14 protein-coding genes and 1 pseudogene are annotated in these 15,738 nt (G+C 39.1%); 6 read left to right on the top strand and 9 right to left on the bottom strand.

The window, feature by feature from the left end:
* The first annotated feature begins 107 nt into the window (after positions 1–107).
* A complete protein-coding gene (locus HHO47_RS02615; protein ID WP_169018617.1) occupies positions 108–1,892 on the top strand; it encodes a M61 family metallopeptidase in 1,785 nt (594 codons plus the stop codon).
* A gap of 21 nt (positions 1,893–1,913) precedes the next feature.
* Here HHO47_RS02615 and HHO47_RS02610 read toward each other — a convergent pair whose 3' ends face one another.
* On the bottom strand, positions 1,914–2,714 hold the full coding sequence (locus HHO47_RS02610) for a glycosyltransferase family 25 protein (RefSeq protein WP_169018615.1): 801 nt from the start codon (positions 2,712–2,714) through the stop codon (positions 1,914–1,916).
* A gap of 217 nt (positions 2,715–2,931) precedes the next feature.
* Here HHO47_RS02610 and HHO47_RS02605 point away from each other — a divergent pair, with 217 nt between their 5' ends.
* The 4 genes from HHO47_RS02605 (at position 2,932) to HHO47_RS02590 (ending at position 6,760) form a co-directional block, all read left to right on the top strand.
* Positions 2,932–5,091, top strand: coding sequence for a S46 family peptidase (locus HHO47_RS02605; protein ID WP_169018613.1), 2,160 nt, complete (start codon positions 2,932–2,934; stop codon positions 5,089–5,091).
* A gap of 183 nt (positions 5,092–5,274) precedes the next feature.
* Positions 5,275–5,559 carry a damage-inducible protein J gene (locus HHO47_RS02600; RefSeq protein ID WP_169018611.1) on the top strand — a complete coding sequence of 95 codons (285 nt, stop codon included), beginning with the start codon at positions 5,275–5,277 and terminating at the stop codon, positions 5,557–5,559.
* Positions 5,556–5,834: a type II toxin-antitoxin system RelE/ParE family toxin gene (locus HHO47_RS02595; RefSeq protein WP_169018609.1), complete on the top strand. Its 279-nt coding sequence runs from the start codon at positions 5,556–5,558 to the stop codon at positions 5,832–5,834. The genes HHO47_RS02600 and HHO47_RS02595 overlap by 4 nt, the downstream gene beginning before the upstream one ends.
* Positions 5,835–5,929: 95 nt before the next feature.
* The gene (locus HHO47_RS02590) at positions 5,930–6,760 is read left to right on the top strand and encodes an IS110 family transposase (protein ID WP_169018607.1); all 831 of its coding nucleotides are present in this window, start codon (positions 5,930–5,932) and stop codon (positions 6,758–6,760) included.
* Positions 6,761–7,096: 336 nt separating this feature from the next.
* Here HHO47_RS02590 and HHO47_RS02585 read toward each other — a convergent pair whose 3' ends face one another.
* The 3 genes and pseudogenes from HHO47_RS02585 to HHO47_RS19720 form a co-directional block, all read right to left on the bottom strand.
* Positions 7,097–7,654, bottom strand: a complete 558-nt coding sequence (locus HHO47_RS02585; RefSeq protein WP_169018605.1) for a hypothetical protein — start codon at positions 7,652–7,654, stop codon at positions 7,097–7,099.
* Between the two features lies 1 nt (position 7,655).
* Positions 7,656–8,129, bottom strand: coding sequence for a hypothetical protein (locus HHO47_RS02580; RefSeq protein ID WP_169018603.1), 474 nt, complete (start codon positions 8,127–8,129; stop codon positions 7,656–7,658).
* A gap of 384 nt (positions 8,130–8,513) precedes the next feature.
* Positions 8,514–8,699 (bottom strand): annotated as a pseudogene (locus HHO47_RS19720) (IS91 family transposase); the annotation flags it as partial.
* 186 nt (positions 8,700–8,885) lie between these two features.
* Between HHO47_RS19720 and HHO47_RS02575 the strand changes: the two are divergent.
* Complete coding sequence (locus HHO47_RS02575) at positions 8,886–10,157, top strand: O-acetylhomoserine aminocarboxypropyltransferase/cysteine synthase family protein (RefSeq protein ID WP_169018601.1); 1,272 nt, start codon at positions 8,886–8,888, stop codon at positions 10,155–10,157.
* A 692-nt stretch (positions 10,158–10,849) separates the two neighbouring features.
* Here HHO47_RS02575 and HHO47_RS02570 read toward each other — a convergent pair.
* From HHO47_RS02570 to HHO47_RS02550, 5 genes are all read right to left on the bottom strand, one after another.
* On the bottom strand, positions 10,850–12,307 hold the full coding sequence (locus HHO47_RS02570) for an aerolysin family beta-barrel pore-forming toxin (RefSeq protein WP_169018599.1): 1,458 nt from the start codon (positions 12,305–12,307) through the stop codon (positions 10,850–10,852).
* Positions 12,308–12,524: 217 nt separating this feature from the next.
* The gene (locus HHO47_RS02565) at positions 12,525–13,406 is read right to left on the bottom strand and encodes a LysR family transcriptional regulator (RefSeq protein ID WP_169018597.1); all 882 of its coding nucleotides are present in this window, start codon (positions 13,404–13,406) and stop codon (positions 12,525–12,527) included.
* Positions 13,407–13,606: 200 nt separating this feature from the next.
* Positions 13,607–14,221 carry a bifunctional phosphoribosyl-AMP cyclohydrolase/phosphoribosyl-ATP diphosphatase HisIE gene (gene hisIE, locus HHO47_RS02560; RefSeq protein ID WP_169018595.1) on the bottom strand — a complete coding sequence of 205 codons (615 nt, stop codon included), beginning with the start codon at positions 14,219–14,221 and terminating at the stop codon, positions 13,607–13,609.
* Positions 14,212–14,991 carry an imidazole glycerol phosphate synthase subunit HisF gene (gene hisF, locus HHO47_RS02555; RefSeq protein ID WP_169018593.1) on the bottom strand — a complete coding sequence of 260 codons (780 nt, stop codon included), beginning with the start codon at positions 14,989–14,991 and terminating at the stop codon, positions 14,212–14,214. Before hisF ends, hisIE begins: the two co-directional genes overlap by 10 nt.
* The gene (locus HHO47_RS02550; protein WP_169018591.1) at positions 14,973–15,707 is read right to left on the bottom strand and encodes a HisA/HisF-related TIM barrel protein; all 735 of its coding nucleotides are present in this window, start codon (positions 15,705–15,707) and stop codon (positions 14,973–14,975) included. The genes hisF and HHO47_RS02550 overlap by 19 nt, the downstream gene beginning before the upstream one ends.
* Positions 15,708–15,738 lie beyond the last annotated feature (31 nt).

Here is a 15,738-nt window from a genome sequence, read left to right as displayed (position 1 = left end):
TCGAACCTATCTGCACGTGTATTTATCGCTTTTAATTCACATTGCTCATCATCGTTGTTAGGCTCAAACACAAATAAAATGACTTGATAGAAGAATTAAGAGCCTTTATGAAAAAGTTTTTAGCTTTGTCGGTATTAGCTGCTTTATCTCACTCGGCATGGGCCGATGTTAATTATTCACTTACTGTTACTCAACCTGAGCATCATTTGGGCAATGTGAGTGTTGAATTTCCGCAAACTGCGCAGGCACATTTAGACGTAAAATTACCTGCTTGGCGGACCGGCCGTTACGAAATTTTAAATCTTGCCAATGGCGTGCGTTTTTTTGAGGCTAAAGACGAGAATGGCAAAGCATTAAAATGGAAAAAAGTGGATGCCAGTACTTGGCGAGTTCATCTTAATGAACCAACCGAGGTAAATATTGATTACCAAGTTTATGCTAATGAGCTTGGTAAACGTGCACGTCACATCGATGACAGCCACGCTTTTATCGATGCATCGGGCTTTTTTATGTTCAGTGAATCATTTCGTCAAGAGCCTGTTACCGTTAAACTTGATGTGCCAGCAGCATGGCGCTCAGTCTCTGGTATGGATAATGCGGGCTCAAAACATAGCTTTAAGGCCGCAGATTACGATGTATTAGTTGATTCGCCGATTGAAACGGGTGTTAATGAGCTCCGTAAGTTTGCCGTAGATGGCCGCGATTATGAATTAGTGATTTGGGGCGAGGGCAACTACGATGTTGAACAAATGCTTACTGATCTTAAAAAGTTAGTCGCTACTGGCAATATTATTTGGGATGCATACCCATATCAGCGTTATGTATTTATGGTGCACGCGACCTCAGGAGCCGGTGGTGCAACAGAGCATTTAAATTCAACGATTATTCAACGTCCTCGTGATCGTTTTGGCTCACGTAAAGATTACCTTGCGTTTATTAGCACCGCTGCACATGAATTCATCCATACTTGGAACGTAAAAGCATACAGACCTGAAGGTTTAGTTCCTTATGATTACACGCATATTAATTACGATAAACTATTATGGATAGCGGAAGGCTCAACCAGTTATTTTGAAGATCACTTAATGGTGCGTTCAGGGATTGCGACGACGGATGAATTTTTAGACGTGTTAACGAAAACCGTCAACCGTCATTTATCATCACCTGGGCGCGAAGTACAAAGTGCCACCGCAACCAGCTTTGATAAATGGATAAATCAAGGTGGTGACCATGCGCGTAACTACAGTACTAATATTTACTCAGAAGGCGCATTGATTTCGATGGCCCTTGATATTGATTTACTAGAAAAAAGCCAAGGTAAACAGAGCTATCGTGATGTTCATCGTGCACTTTATAATCAATATAAAATGCCGCATGGCTTTACAGCAACTGACGTGAAAACTATTTTAAAACAGTTAACGGGTCGTGATTATGGCAAGTGGTGGGCAAATAATGTTGATGCTCCAGCAGATATTGATTTTGAGGCACTGTTTAAAAAAGTAGGCTTAGTGTTAACGCGTCCACAAGATGCAAAAGCCGTTGCCAGTGTTGATGCGATGGCAAAAAATACTGGTGAGTTATTGGTTCTTACTCATGTACGCCGCGATGGTGCTGCATGGCAAGCGGGTTTGACCACCGATGACAAAATTGTTGCGATTAATAAAAAGCATGTTGGCAAAGATTTAGAATTGAGCTTAGAAACCTTCAAAGCAGGTGATAAAGTAATCATTGACTTTATTCGTCGTGATGCATTGCAAAGTACCACGCTAACGCTAGCACAAAGCTTTGATAAAGATAAAAAGCTGGTTGCGGATAAAAATGCAACAGCTGAACAAATGGCACTATTTAAAGCGTGGATGGGTGTAGAGCATCCAAACCTCGCTAAAAAATAAAGACCATTCGATCATTCTCGATTATGAGTAAAAAGGAGCTACGGCTCCTTTTTTGTACTTAGGATCATCGGGTAAAGCACGCTTAGTCTTTTTGATAAATGCCGCCGTTGCAAAGTGATTATTTACCGCGCTACTGAGTTGCTGATCTTTACGGGCTAAAAACGATTTTTTTACGCGGGCATTGCTACGCGACTTTATATCACTTACTTGCTCACAATCTTGAGAGACTGGATACGGCAGTAATGAATAGCCTGTTACTTGAGTTTCCCATATATGTTGTAGGTCACAATCAACAGGGCGGGCAAATGTCTTAGTAGCTGCTAATAATTGTTTTGCACCTTGATAACTGATTGCAGAAGCACAACATCCTGTCATCAACTTTTTATGGATCACTAATTTTTGCTCAAACTGCAACGGCACTTGATAGGCGATTTTGCGAGTACGGTTTTGATAAGCTGAGAGTTTTATCAGTTGCCAAGTGAGCGGTAATTGTTCAATATTTTTAATTGCACTATTAATACTCGTATCTAAGATAAAGTCATCTTCGAGCACAATTGCGTAATCAAGTTTTCTATCGACAATGGTTTGCCACGCTTTGCGATGGCTCAAGTAACAGCCAATCTGCCCAGCACTGAGCGAGTAATGGTATTTTTGTTTGTTGAGGCTAGGACTGTAATTAATTTCTTTTTGCGCTTGTGAAAGCATGGCGCCATCAATTGCATCTATACGCTCAAAACTTAGCCTATGTGCAGCTAATTGTCGCTGGCTGTTTGCTAATCGCTCCGTTGAACGAGCGAGGTTGATCAAAAAAATAGCAGTCATAATTAGGCCGTGCATTATTAATAATATTTAAATCCTAGCTATTGAAAATGACCAAATGATTGCATTGTTGTGTTGTTTTTATTGCCAATAGAGCTCGAAGAAGTATTTGTTTTCAGTATTTTGTTACACAATAGTGCAGCTATTTTGTCGCAGAAATATTGACCTTGCTAAGGCTGCACGCGTAACCTGTTATAGAAACAATAAAAAGGATAAAAAAATGCGTTTAAAACCACTCATAGCATCACTTGCTATTGTAGTATCGGGCACAACATTTGCTGATGAAGGCATGTGGCAACCACACCAACTTCCTGATCTAGAATCGATTCTAAAAGCCAAAGGATTAGAAATTGATGCAAAATCGATTTCTAAATTAACCGAGTTCCCAATGAATGCAGTGATAAGCCTTGGTGGCTGTACCGCATCATTTGTATCGCCAAAAGGGCTGGTGGTTACTAATCATCACTGTGCATATGGTTCGATCCAATATAACTCAACACCAGAGAACAATATTTTAGAAAATGGCTTTTTAGCAAAAACGCCTGCTGAAGATCTACCAGCTGCACCAGGCTCACGTGTTTATGTAACAGAAACAGTTACCGACGTGACCAAAAAAGTAATAAAAGGCACTGAAAAACTCAGCGCAAAAGCACGCTACGATGCGCTAGAGAAAAACGAAAAAGCGCTAGTCGCCGAGTGTGAAGCTGATAAAAACTACCGCTGTAATGTGTATTCATTTCACGGTGGTTTAGAATTTTATTTGATTAAATCACTCGAGATAAAAGATGTACGTTTAGCGTACGCACCAGCGATGGGCGTAGGCAAATATGGTGGCGATATAGATAACTGGATGTGGCCGCGTCACACGGGTGATTTTTCTTTCTATCGTGCGTATGTAGGTAAAGATGGCAAACCGGCTGAATTTAGCGAAGAAAATGTACCTTATGTGCCTGAGTCATATCTCAGTGTCAGTGCTAAAGGCGTGCAAGAGGGTGACTTTGTAATGGTGACAGGTTACCCAGGGCGGACAAACCGTTACCGCATTGCTGCTGAAGTTGATTATGTATTTAATACCAGCTACCCCAAAGCACGTGAGCATAATTCAAAATATGTCGCTTTGATTGAAGAAAACTCAGAAGATGGCAGTAAAGCGCGTATTGCTTATGAAAGCACTATTGCAGGTTACAACAATTACATTAAAAACTATGGCTCAATGATCGAAAGCTTTAATAAAGGCACTATGTATGAGCGTAAAAAACAGTTTGAACATGATCTAACTGCGTGGATAAACAGCGACCGTAAGCGTAAAAAACACTATGGTTCTGTGTTAAATGATTTATCAACGCTGGTGGCTCAGTCGCAACAGCACAATGAACGTGATCGTATGCTTGGTTATGTGCACCGTTCACAAATGATCAGTACCGCACGTAGTTTATATCGCTTAGCGTATGAGCAACAAAAACCGGATAGTGAGCGTGAATCTGGTTATCAACAGCGTGATTTACCTCGCTTTGAAGCTGGTTTAAAACGTATGAGTAGACGGTTTGATGCAGACGTTGATAAAGCAATTTTACTGCACTTTTTAGAGCTTTATGCTGCATTGCCTAAAGAAGAGCGCTTTGCTGAGGTGGATAAAGCGTTTAACTTACAAAATGGCTTTGATAAAGCCAAGCACAGTGCATTACTATCGAAAATGTATGCTAATTCAACACTTAATGATGAAGACGTTCGCATTGCATTGTCTCAGCAATCATTTACTGAACTTGAACAAAATCAAGACCCATTCATTCAATATGCAAAAGCAATTTTTGCGGTGATGAAAGTAGAAGAAGACGAAAACAAAGCACTTACAGGTAAATTACAAGCAGCACGCCCACAATTAATGGCGGCAATTATTGCTTACAATAAAGCGCAGAATAAACCTGTGTATGCCGATGCTAACAGTACGTTACGGGTAACCTACGGCACCGTTGGTGGTTATTCACCACAAGACGGTTTGGTAGCAACACCGTTTACAACACTTGAAGGGCTACTTGCAAAAAACACCGACGTTGATCCATTTAACGCGCCTGAAAAACTGCAACAGCAAATCAAGGCTAAAATATTTGGTGACTACACCGGTGGTATGAATACCGTACCGGTTAACTTCTTATCGAATGTGGATACTACCGGTGGTAACTCAGGTTCACCTACGCTTAATGGCAAAGCCGAACTGGTAGGCTTACTGTTTGATGGTGTGTACGAAAGCATTATTGGCGACTGGGATTACAACCCAGCACTTAATCGCTCTATCCATGTTGATTCACGTTACATGCTATGGGTGATGGATAAAGTAGACAACGCACAAAACTTATTAGACGAAATGAAAATCGTAAAATAAGTAATGAGTGAAATAGCAGGGCGCTTACCTTAACAGGAAGCGCCTTTTTTGTTCTTATGTAGGTTGGGCTGAGTGTAGCGAAACCCAACTGTGTTTTTTGTCCGTTTAAGCAACTTGATAGTTGCCTTGGATTAATTGCAGTGCTAACATTTGTGAGCACAAACTAATTTTAGGTAACTTATTATGGACACTCGCATTCAATTTAGAGTTGATGAAGAAACAAAACGTTTGGCGCAACAAATGGCCGAAAGCCAAGGCCGTACTCTTAGCGACGCATGCCGAGAACTTACAGAAAGTTTAGCAGAAGAACAGAGAAAAACTATAAGCCATGATACATGGCTATCGGCACAAATAAATGCAGCATTTGACAAGTTTGATAACGGAAAAGCTAATTTTATTGTACATGATCAAGCAAAAACATTAATGGAAGCAAGAAAACAAAAAATCCGTAATAGAGACAAATCATGATCTTTTGGGAAGAAGAGTCACTAAATGATCGTGAAAAAATATTTGAATTTCTTTTTGATTTTAATCCAAGTGCAGCAGAAAAAACGGATCAAACTATTGAAGCTAAAGTTGAGAAGTTAATAGAACACCCACGAATGGGTGTTAAAAGAGACATTTTTCGTGGAAGAGTGCTAATCATTCCTGAAATATCAATGATTGTTTCTTATTGGGTTGATGGTGATACGATTAGAATAATGCGAGTTTTACACCAAAAGCAGAATTTTCCACCAGAATAAAGGCAACTAACGAATGATATGGACTCCCCTTACCAAACGGCATCTATGTGCCATATTGAAAGGTGTTAAAAACATTCAATAAAAGGAGAGTCCATATGTATCCAATTAAAGCACTTGGCATCGATTTAGCCAAATTAGTTTTTAGTATTCATGGTGTTGACGAACATAGCAAGTGTAAATTACGTAAAACTGTTAAAAGAAACAAACTGTTAGCTGAAGTTGCTAAATTACCACCTTGTATCATTGGTATGGAAGCCTGCTCAGGCGCACATTACTGGGCAAGAGAATTCACCAAGTTAGGTCATGATGTACGAATCATGACATCTAAATTTGTTATTCCCTACCGACAAAATGAAAAAAATGACGCCAATGATGCCGAAGCTATTGGTGGGATTCTCGAAGATGCGGAAAATAATTTACCTTTCCTCGCAAGAGAGCTACTTAATGATTTATGGCAAAGCATCAAAAGCTTAAATGAAGAAATACTCAAATACGACCGAAAGCTATACGCACTAGCTAATCAAATGAAAGACGCTAAACGTTTAATGAGTATTCCAGGTATTGGTGAAATCACAGCAACTGCAGTGGTTGCTACGGTAAATGACGCTAAGCACTTTGATACTAGCCGTTCCTTTGCTGCTTGGATTGGTTTAGTTCCAAGGCAATACGCCACAGGCGGCGTTGTTCGGTTAGGTCGCATTAGCAAACGAGGTGAAAAACATATTCGCACCTCACTTATTCATGGCGCAAGAGCCGTTATTGCTAATTGTAAAAATAAAACTGACCGAACCAGTATGTGGGTTAAAGACCTTGTTGAGCGACGAGGATTCAAACGAGCAACTGTGGCATTGGCCGCTAAAAATGCCCGATTAATTTGGGCACTGTTACACTCAGAAAAAGAGTATCAGGTAGATTATGTGAAATGAGTTTCTAGTAGTAAGGTAAGCCGAAACGGTTAACCCCACCGAGTCTGTGCATTAGCAATTGACGATAACACGGTCAGACCGAGAGTAAGAAAGCCTGTTTAATCGGGAAGCCATAAAAGGCTGTCTAACGAATGAGGCATTACTCAAGCGCAAATCATCAGGGCGATAGCGTAGCAAAGCTAATAAACGCCGAATGTAGAGCTGCGTCAGATCTTCTTGTTGTTGGAAGTGCTATTGCTTGACAAAGGGGAGTCCATGTAGTCTCATTAAGCGGCAAAAAACAGTTGGCTATAATGCGCGAGAAACGAGCCGCAGCCAACTATTTTTTGTCCGACTTTAATGATTTGTTATGTGCTTTTCATGTTCAGACAAAGCTGTAATGATCAGGCTTCTATCTATGTTTTTTTCTTTTTCTTGAAGACTTTTTGCAAACTCCAAAGATGTTAAATTTCCTGTAGATTTACTTTTAGCCATTATGTTTGCACCGTGAAGAATAAGAAAATTAACTTTCTTTAAATCGTTATCTAAGATTGCTGATTGCACAGGAGGAAGGTCATAACCAAATTGGCTCTGATATTGATTAATAGCATTAACATTTAAACCTTTTGAAATAAAAAATTCTGCAAGCTCATATTTTTTATCACTTGATAAGTTCAAAATCACTTCTATACCCCCATAAGATAGCTCCTCTATATTAGTAGAGTCACTTTTAAAGCGCTTCATATAAATTTCACAAATATTGCTACTTATATAAAAACCACCATCACCAGCACTACACATTACCATTTCATCAGTTGTCATTTTTGACATGCTGTATAAAAGGGTACTCAAATAAACGAATGTGATTGAAGTTATGCTAAGTACAATCAGTTTTTTGAATTTATTTTTTATCATTTTACCCCCATACCTGACTCAAGTGGCTTGGAGGAGATTGATACGCTAAAAAAGCTCCAAAGTTATTTTCTGGTGTGTTTTTTGCTATGAAAAGAGGTAATTGGGATCTAAATCTAGTAGCAATGAAATCTAGAACAAATTGATATACTTTTACGTTTTGTAAATCATGAGCTTTAGTATTTTTAAACCAGTGAACCGCAGCTTTTTTAGCAAAAGATTTTAAAATTTTTATCGCTCCTTGATTTGGATTTGCGCTAGCTCTAAAAATAGATTCAACATATCCAATTTTATATGATGCATCTATTGCTTCTACTAATAACCCTTGCGCAAAGCTCCTTAATGTATCAGTCATAGTCATCGAATCAATTAACTTATGATCAGTTGCCTTAAAAATAAATTTTAAAATCACTCTTGTTTCTTTCTCATCAAAGAGCAACTCATCTTTACTAAATTTCCGTAATTGTCTAAAACTCATCGTATTTCCTTATTTTAGTTAATGGTAAAAAATTAATTGTGCCACATTTTAGGCACATAACGTCTTAGTATTTATACGTTACGTTGTTTGTATCGTATAAATACCTTGTTGAACGAAGCATACTCCTCACTCAACATTTTTATTGGTATGCTTAATGCTATAGGAATTCTCTTTTTTAGGGAAGTTATTGATTGCAGTTTTATTGGACATCTATTTACCACTAGACGTGTTAATTACTGTTTATTTATTTCATTTTTACGCTTTTTTATATCATTTCTTGCCTGCTGTTATCTTTTTTGCTTATTTTAGGCAGCACCACATCTAAGCTGATCCTCTGTTACACCAACTTAGTTAATGAGTTATTTTTAACAGCTCGACTTACTATTAACCACTATTCATTATGATGCTTCCCGTCGCTAGGCCGTCTATTTCTGCACCCTTTATACAGAGGCTTTTCATTATCAGCCGCCCTTGCTTACATGATGGACACGGCCAATTAACGCTAACCGGCACTGTTGTCTCTGACTTTCCTTGATTTACAGCCTCATACTTACCTGTTTGTGCGCTGATATTGGACAAAATTAGGTTTCTACTCAAAACACAGGAATAAATTTAATTTTTTAATGTCTGCTATTCGCTCTTAGCCGACTTTCATAGCTTAGTTCTAATTGTTTCAATATCCTTTAATATATTTCATGTGCACTTTATAACCAATGAATGCTAGTTTAGTAGCACATTATATTGAAGGAAAAAATTATGAAACTTGAGTCTTTAGCGCTACATCACGGTTATGAATCTGAACCTACAACTAAATCGGCGGCGGTGCCGATTTATAATACCTCATCGTATACGTTTGACGATACACAACACGGTGCTGATTTATTTGATTTAAAAGTACCTGGGAATATTTATACCCGCATTATGAATCCGACCAATGCGGTGCTTGAACAGCGTATTGCGGCCATGGAAGGGGGGATTGGTGCGCTTGCTGTGGCCTCTGGTATGGCGGCCATCACTTACGCAATTCAATGTTTGTGTGAAGTGGGCACTAATATTGTCAGTACTAGCCAAGTGTATGGTGGTACTTATAACTTATTTGCCCATAGTTTACCGCGCCAAGGTATTGAAGCACGAATGATTAAAGCGGATGACCTTGCCGGTTTTGAAAATGCGATTGATGAAAATACGCGCGCAGTATTTTGTGAGTCAATCGGTAACCCTGCAGGAAATATTGTTGATATTGAGCGGTTAGCGCAAATTGCTCACAGTAAAGGCGTGCCGCTGATTGTAGATAATACGGTAGCAACGCCTTATTTATGCCGGCCATTTGAGTTGGGTGCCGATATTGTGGTGCATTCATTGACTAAATATATTAATGGTCATGGTACGGCGATTGGCGGCATGATCGTTGATTCAGGTAAGTTCGATTGGAAAGGCAATGCAACACGGTTTGCAATGATGAATGAACCCGATCCGTCGTATCATAATGTGGTTTATACAGAAGCGTTTGCAGAAGCGGCGTTTATTGGTCGTTGCCGCGTTGTACCACTGAGAAATACTGGCGCAACTCTTGCGCCTAAAAATGCCTCTGACATTTTAATTGGTCTTGAAACACTAGGCCTACGTATGGAGCGCCATTGTGAAAACGCGCAACAACTTGCTGAATATCTAGAGAGTCACCCTAAGGTGCTTTGGGTTAATTACGCGGGGTTAGCGTCAAGTCCCTATAACGCAATGAGTAAAACAACCACTAGTGGCAAAGCGTCAGGTATTTTAAGTTTTGGGATAGCGGGTGGTCTTGAAGCTGGCACTCGCTTTATTGATGCACTCAATATGATTTTACGTTTGGTAAATATAGGTGATGCAAAGTCACTGGCTTGCCACCCAGCATCAACCACGCACCGTCAATTAAATGATGAAGAATTGGCGAATGCAGGCGTTAGCCGCGATTTAATTCGTTTATCTGTGGGTATTGAGAGTATCGACGATATTATTGCCGATGTAAGCCAAGCATTGGATAAAGCCTAAACGAATTAAGAGCAGGGCGCAGCTAAATTGCGCCCGTTTTCTATACGTATTTTTTAATTGCTTGTTTGTCTAAGGCATGCATGGGAGTGTGAAGTATTGCCTGTTTTTCACTTTCAGATAATATTAAGTTACTTGGAAGCAATGGGTTTACCTATTTCTAAGGAAGTAGACCATGGCTTGGAACGAGACATTGTTTTACCAGTATGAATTGAAATAACCGGTGTAGACTCGTCAAGTACAAAGGTAGTACGTAATGAATCAGCAGATTCTTTTTGTTGTTCGTGCCAGTTATTTTGCGCTAAACAAGCTCGGATGAGGTCAACAGCCTTTTGATGAATGGCAACCGCTTGCGTTTGTTCTTGGTAACTATCTTGGCAACGGTAGGTTACAGTATCAGCATCCAGTGTGGTGATTTGGCATGCTTCACCAACAAGATTGTATGTAGCTGTCTAGGTTTCTGCGTACTTTGTATTCACGCGGTTCCGCTTTAACATCTCAAAACGTGAGTCGTAGGCTGCTAATAAACCATTGCATGATTTATATCAAACGTTTTTGATTTTTTACCTTAAAACTAAGTTTTACTTTAAGTAAACGTAATCACTTTACCTAAAGCAAGGCACCCACAGGCCCTTTAGTTAAATAATCTAGTCGCTGGGATCTTACTTTACTCAGACCCCAGCATTTTTGTTTATTTATAAGTCAATCATTTCAATTTTAACCACAACATTTTTCAACCCTGCATTTTCTAAGTCTTTTTTCAGGTTTTCAGCATTGGATTGCTCAATACTTGCAACACTACGCTTACTGCGCTGGTTGCTTGGCAACGAGGTTTCATCACCAAAATATACATTACCAGCAAATTGACTTTCTGCAAAAAAGTGGCCAGTTAACGTTGTTTTTTTAGGTCGTAAAATATTACTTAACTCATATTGCATGGTTGACAAACTTGTTTGCTCTATCATCCAAGGCCAATCCCACTTTTTATTTTCACCGGGAATATATCTATGCACCCATTGATATTGGATGCTTTTTTCTTGACCTGCCCAACGGCCAATTGCAAAGTTTGCATTCCCAGTTGGTCTGTCGTCGGGGTGGCTTAATAAAGCATTCCCGCCCCAACGCATAAAACCACTTATAGTTACATCATATGTAATGTCAGCATTAAACTCATAAGGATAAGATATAGAAGATTTAAATAGATCAACTTTTGCATTTAAGCTGGTATTAGCAGGAATGTTTGTTCTTGCTTGTACAGCAACTCGTTCCCCCTGTGAGCCGCCGTTGCTTTTTCCCCACGCTTGATTTGCAGAAATTGTAACTGATAACGATGTATCAGAGCCTCCTGTGACAGACGGTGATTTCCAGGTGTTTGATAAAGTTACAGATTCAGAAATGCTGTAATCATTTGTTTTTGACCAGTTAGTCGATGCATCATATTCGATAGTGACCACTGATATTTGTTCTACTGAGGTATTATTAACAACTGGTACTGTCAATGTTCGAATAAGTTTTTTATCAGCAGAAACAATATCACCTGTGATTTTATATGATCCGGTATCCATTATATATTCAAAATTAGAAACGAGAATTGAGCTCTTCTCTTCACATCGATATCCTGAACAACTACCACCATTATAACCTTGAATTTTCCATCCAGCTTCTGATTTAGTTACCTCCATATCTTCACCAATGTAATTCGAGCGATTACCGCTTAACCATGCAAAGCCCATATAATATGCAAGGTATGAAAGGGGTTTTATAAACTGTTCTTTTTTATTAACTAAATTCCATTCAATTTGGCTTTGACTACCAGGTGCAATTTTAAGGGCACTTAGTGATGGAATTTCATTGAGCGGATTTTTAGGGTAACACCAAGAATTTGAGGCCGTCCCTTGTTTTATTTCGCCTGCATAGCCAGAGCCCATAATTACCCAGCCACCTGCCAATCCTACTATTTGCCATTTTCCCATTTTCTTAACAATGTCACTTCTATAAACGAGTGCTTCAGATTGGGTGATTAACCTATTGTCAGATGAACAGATCCCAGCCCCTAAACTTTCAAATTGTAACTGATCAGGATAAATTATTGCGGAATTGGCGCTAACGATATTTGTATACCCTAATAGCAAGATTGGTAATATTTTTTTCATTTAAATTACTTCCTTTAAAAAGTTATCTATATATTGAACCCATTTATTAATTTAAAAGTTATTTAACTTTTCACTAATTTTTATTTTAAATAGTTATTTGTTTAATTTATATAGACATAAATGAAAGTTGATTTTTCAAAAATGATAGTCGCTACTTGAAGTACCCACTGGTTAGCTAATATCTATGCAATTCAATCGATAAATGATTAAGATTGAACTATATCTCAATCCCACTGAGTGAGTGCCCTAATAAATCAATTAAATACCGCGTGCTTTTAGGTATTAATTTATCAGGCCAAATTAAGTTAACATCGCGTTTGATAGGCTCAAAGTGCTCTAAAATTTTAACTAAGCTGTTGTTTTTAAAATGAGGTAATAAGCAATACGTAGGTCCATAATAGACACCTCTACCTTCAACAGCGGATAAAGCACACATTTCAATATCATTAGACACAAAATCTGCTTGGGGCTTAAAAATAACCTTTTCGCTGTTAGTCGCTATAAAAGACCAGTTTTCAAATGGAAAACACGATATATGCGGTAATTTAGCTAAACCTTCAAAATTAGTTGGCAGGCCATATTTTTCGATTAAGTTTGGTGAGCAGGCTAAAACAAAATTCATTTGATTGATTACTTTACATATATTTTGAGAATTTTCTAATTGTCCTATTCTGATAGCTAAATCAAACTCTGCTTTTTTTAAATCTAGACGTTCATCAGATAACATCATATGAATTTTGATATTGGGATATAATGTTGTGAATTGGTTTATTATACCAGTAAAGTACACGCTTTTAATAAAATTTTGTGGGACTATTAGTTTGATTGTACCTTTTTTGTTTTTGCTAGCATCCTTGAAATCACATAATATACTTTGTAAGTTTTCAACATGAATAAAGCAATTGCTATAAAAACTTTTTCCTGGTTCTGTTAATCGCAAGCAGCCTTTTTCACGATAAAATAACGCTAAAGATAAATTGTCTTCTAATTTTTTTATTCTTCTGAGTAAGGTGGGTAAAGGAATATTTAGCTTCACAGACGCTTCATGAAATGTTTTATATTGATTAGTCTTAATAAAAAGTGCGATAATATCAAGCAAGAATAAATCTCCTGTAAAAATTGAATGGCAGTGATAAACCGATTCTTATATTTGCAACTTTGTTTTTTACAAACTAGATCATTAATTCAACATACGCAATAGTACTCCTTTTAGCAACAAGAATATCTATGTCACAATGTAAGCATGTTGATATATTTAAAAAAGCGCTAAGCATAACTCAGCGCTAACTACTCTAAAAATCACTTATGGCGGCTTTGCAAACACGCAACCACGTCTTTTAATTCTAAGCCTTGGCGTTGTAGTAACACGATTAGGTGATATAACAAATCGGCAGATTCGTTGGTTAGCTCTTCGTTATCGTGCTTCATCGCAGCAAGGGCGACTTCAACACCTTCTTCACCGACTTTTTGGCAGCTGCGGCTTAAATCTTTAGCAAACAAAGACGCGGTGTAGCTTTTTTCTGGGTCGTCGTTTTTACGCGATACAATCACTTGCTCAAGCTGGGCTAAAAAGCTTAGGCTTGGTTTTGCAGCATCACCAAAACAACTTTGTGTGCCTAAGTGGCAAGTTGGGCCAAGTGGGTTGGCAAGCACTAAAATAGAGTCATAGTCACAATCAGTATGAATCGAGACCACTTCTAAGTAATTCTCTGAGGTTTCGCCTTTGGTCCATAAGCGGTTTTTTGAACGCGAATAAAACGTCACTTTTTGCTTATCAAAGGTGACTTCAAGGGACTGTTGATCCATAAAGCCTTGCATCAAAATAACCCCTGTACGGGCATCTTGCACAATGGCGGGGATCAATTCGCTTTTAGCAAAATCAACATGGGTAAGGTTTTGTTTGGTTAGTTGCATAGTCGCGCCGCCACTTGGTTATCTATTAAATATTGTTTTAATTCGCCTATGTTGATCACATTTTTGTGAAAAACACTCGCTGCCAGTGCGCCATCAACGTGGCTTTGTTTAAATACATCGACAAAATCTTGCATGGTGCCAGCACCGCCTGAGGCGATAAGTGGGATATCACACAAAGCACGCATTTTAGATAACTGCTGGTTATCGTAGCCATTGCGTACGCCATCTTGGTTCATGCAGTTGAGGACGATTTCGCCTGCGCCTAAGTCTTGCACGCGTTTTACCCACTCTTGCGTTTGATAACGGGTGCGGCTTGACGCATTAGGATCGCCAGTAAGCTGATACACTAAATATTCGCCAGTGACTTCATCATAAAAGCTATCAATGCCAACAACGACACATTGCTTACCAAATTCATCGTGTAGTTCTTTGATAAGCTCAGGGCGGGCAATAGCGGGGCTGTTAATACTGATTTTATCTGCGCCGCGCTCTAATACGCGTGCTGCATCAGCGACTGATTTAATGCCACCAGCTACACAAAATGGAATATCAATATGACGGGCAATGCTTTCAACCCAATTTACATCGAGTAGGCGTTTTTCAACGCTTGCGCTAATTTCATAAAAAACCAGTTCGTCTGCGCCTGCTTCACTGTAAGCTTGGGCAAGGGTTAGAATATCGCCGACAATTTCGTGGCCTTTAAACTTAACACCTTTAACGACTTGGCCGTCTTTAACATCTAAACACGGAATTATGCGTTTTGATAACATGCCAACGCCTCCTCAACATTAAATGCCCCATCAAGCAGTGACTTACCTAAAATAACACCGCCCACACCCAGCTCTTTGAGCTTTTTAATATCATCAAGTGAGCTTACACCACCAGAGGCTTGTACTTTAATATCGCTGTTGTGTTTGGTTAAGTCTTCATACAGTGCAAACGAAGGGCCGGTCATGGTGCCATCTTTACTGATGTCCGTGCATAGGAAGTCAATCACACCCAATGCCACATAAAAATCGACTAATTCAAATAAGCCAAATTCAGATCCACTTAACCAGCCGTGCGTCGCTGGTGCCCAGCCGTTGTCGGTTTTATTAACGTCTAGGGCGATAACAAAGTGCTTGGCACCAAATTCTTCAATCCAGCTTTTTACTTCATCACGTTTTTCAACCGCCATAGAGCCAATTACTACTTGGTTAGCACCGGCTTTAAGCCAGTCGCTTACGTCTTGTTTAGTACGAATACCGCCGCCAACTTGATAGGGTACGTTCAGCGCTTTGGTTGCGGCTTGAATATGCTGCCATTGCTTTTTGTTTGGATCGCGTGCGCCTTCTAAATCAACCAGGTGTAATTTACCTGCGCCGCTTTGTGCATATTCTTGTAATCGTGCGCCAAGCTCAAACGGGTAAAATTGTGCGGTATCGTATTTACCTTGATACAAACGCACGATTTGGTTTTGTAATACATCTAATGCTGGAATAATCACGTTAAATTCTCTGTTAATTTTGTTTGCCAGC

The organism is Pseudoalteromonas arctica (assembly GCF_012927645.1).
GTDB classification, from domain to species: Bacteria; Pseudomonadota; Gammaproteobacteria; order Enterobacterales; family Alteromonadaceae; genus Pseudoalteromonas; species Pseudoalteromonas arctica_A.
The sequence above is the reverse complement of the archived record's forward strand: the minus strand, read 5'-3'. Positions and strand labels throughout refer to the sequence as shown.

What these genes read in the sequence shown, in the direction of transcription:
- HHO47_RS02615 (WP_169018617.1), top strand. Translation starts at nt 108, where the DNA reads ATGAAAAAGTTTTTAGCTTTGTCGGTATTAGCTGCTTTATCTCACTCG.
- HHO47_RS02610 (WP_169018615.1), bottom strand. Translation starts at nt 2,714, where the DNA reads ATGACTGCTATTTTTTTGATCAACCTCGCTCGTTCAACGGAGCGATTA.
- HHO47_RS02605 (WP_169018613.1), top strand. Translation starts at nt 2,932, where the DNA reads ATGCGTTTAAAACCACTCATAGCATCACTTGCTATTGTAGTATCGGGC.
- HHO47_RS02600 (WP_169018611.1), top strand. Translation starts at nt 5,275, where the DNA reads ATGGACACTCGCATTCAATTTAGAGTTGATGAAGAAACAAAACGTTTG.
- HHO47_RS02595 (WP_169018609.1), top strand. Translation starts at nt 5,556, where the DNA reads ATGATCTTTTGGGAAGAAGAGTCACTAAATGATCGTGAAAAAATATTT.
- HHO47_RS02590 (WP_169018607.1), top strand. Translation starts at nt 5,930, where the DNA reads ATGTATCCAATTAAAGCACTTGGCATCGATTTAGCCAAATTAGTTTTT.
- HHO47_RS02585 (WP_169018605.1), bottom strand. Translation starts at nt 7,654, where the DNA reads ATGATAAAAAATAAATTCAAAAAACTGATTGTACTTAGCATAACTTCA.
- HHO47_RS02580 (WP_169018603.1), bottom strand. Translation starts at nt 8,129, where the DNA reads ATGAGTTTTAGACAATTACGGAAATTTAGTAAAGATGAGTTGCTCTTT.
- HHO47_RS02575 (WP_169018601.1), top strand. Translation starts at nt 8,886, where the DNA reads ATGAAACTTGAGTCTTTAGCGCTACATCACGGTTATGAATCTGAACCT.
- HHO47_RS02570 (WP_169018599.1), bottom strand. Translation starts at nt 12,307, where the DNA reads ATGAAAAAAATATTACCAATCTTGCTATTAGGGTATACAAATATCGTT.
- hisIE (WP_169018595.1), bottom strand. Translation starts at nt 14,221, where the DNA reads ATGCAACTAACCAAACAAAACCTTACCCATGTTGATTTTGCTAAAAGC.
- hisF (WP_169018593.1), bottom strand. Translation starts at nt 14,991, where the DNA reads ATGTTATCAAAACGCATAATTCCGTGTTTAGATGTTAAAGACGGCCAA.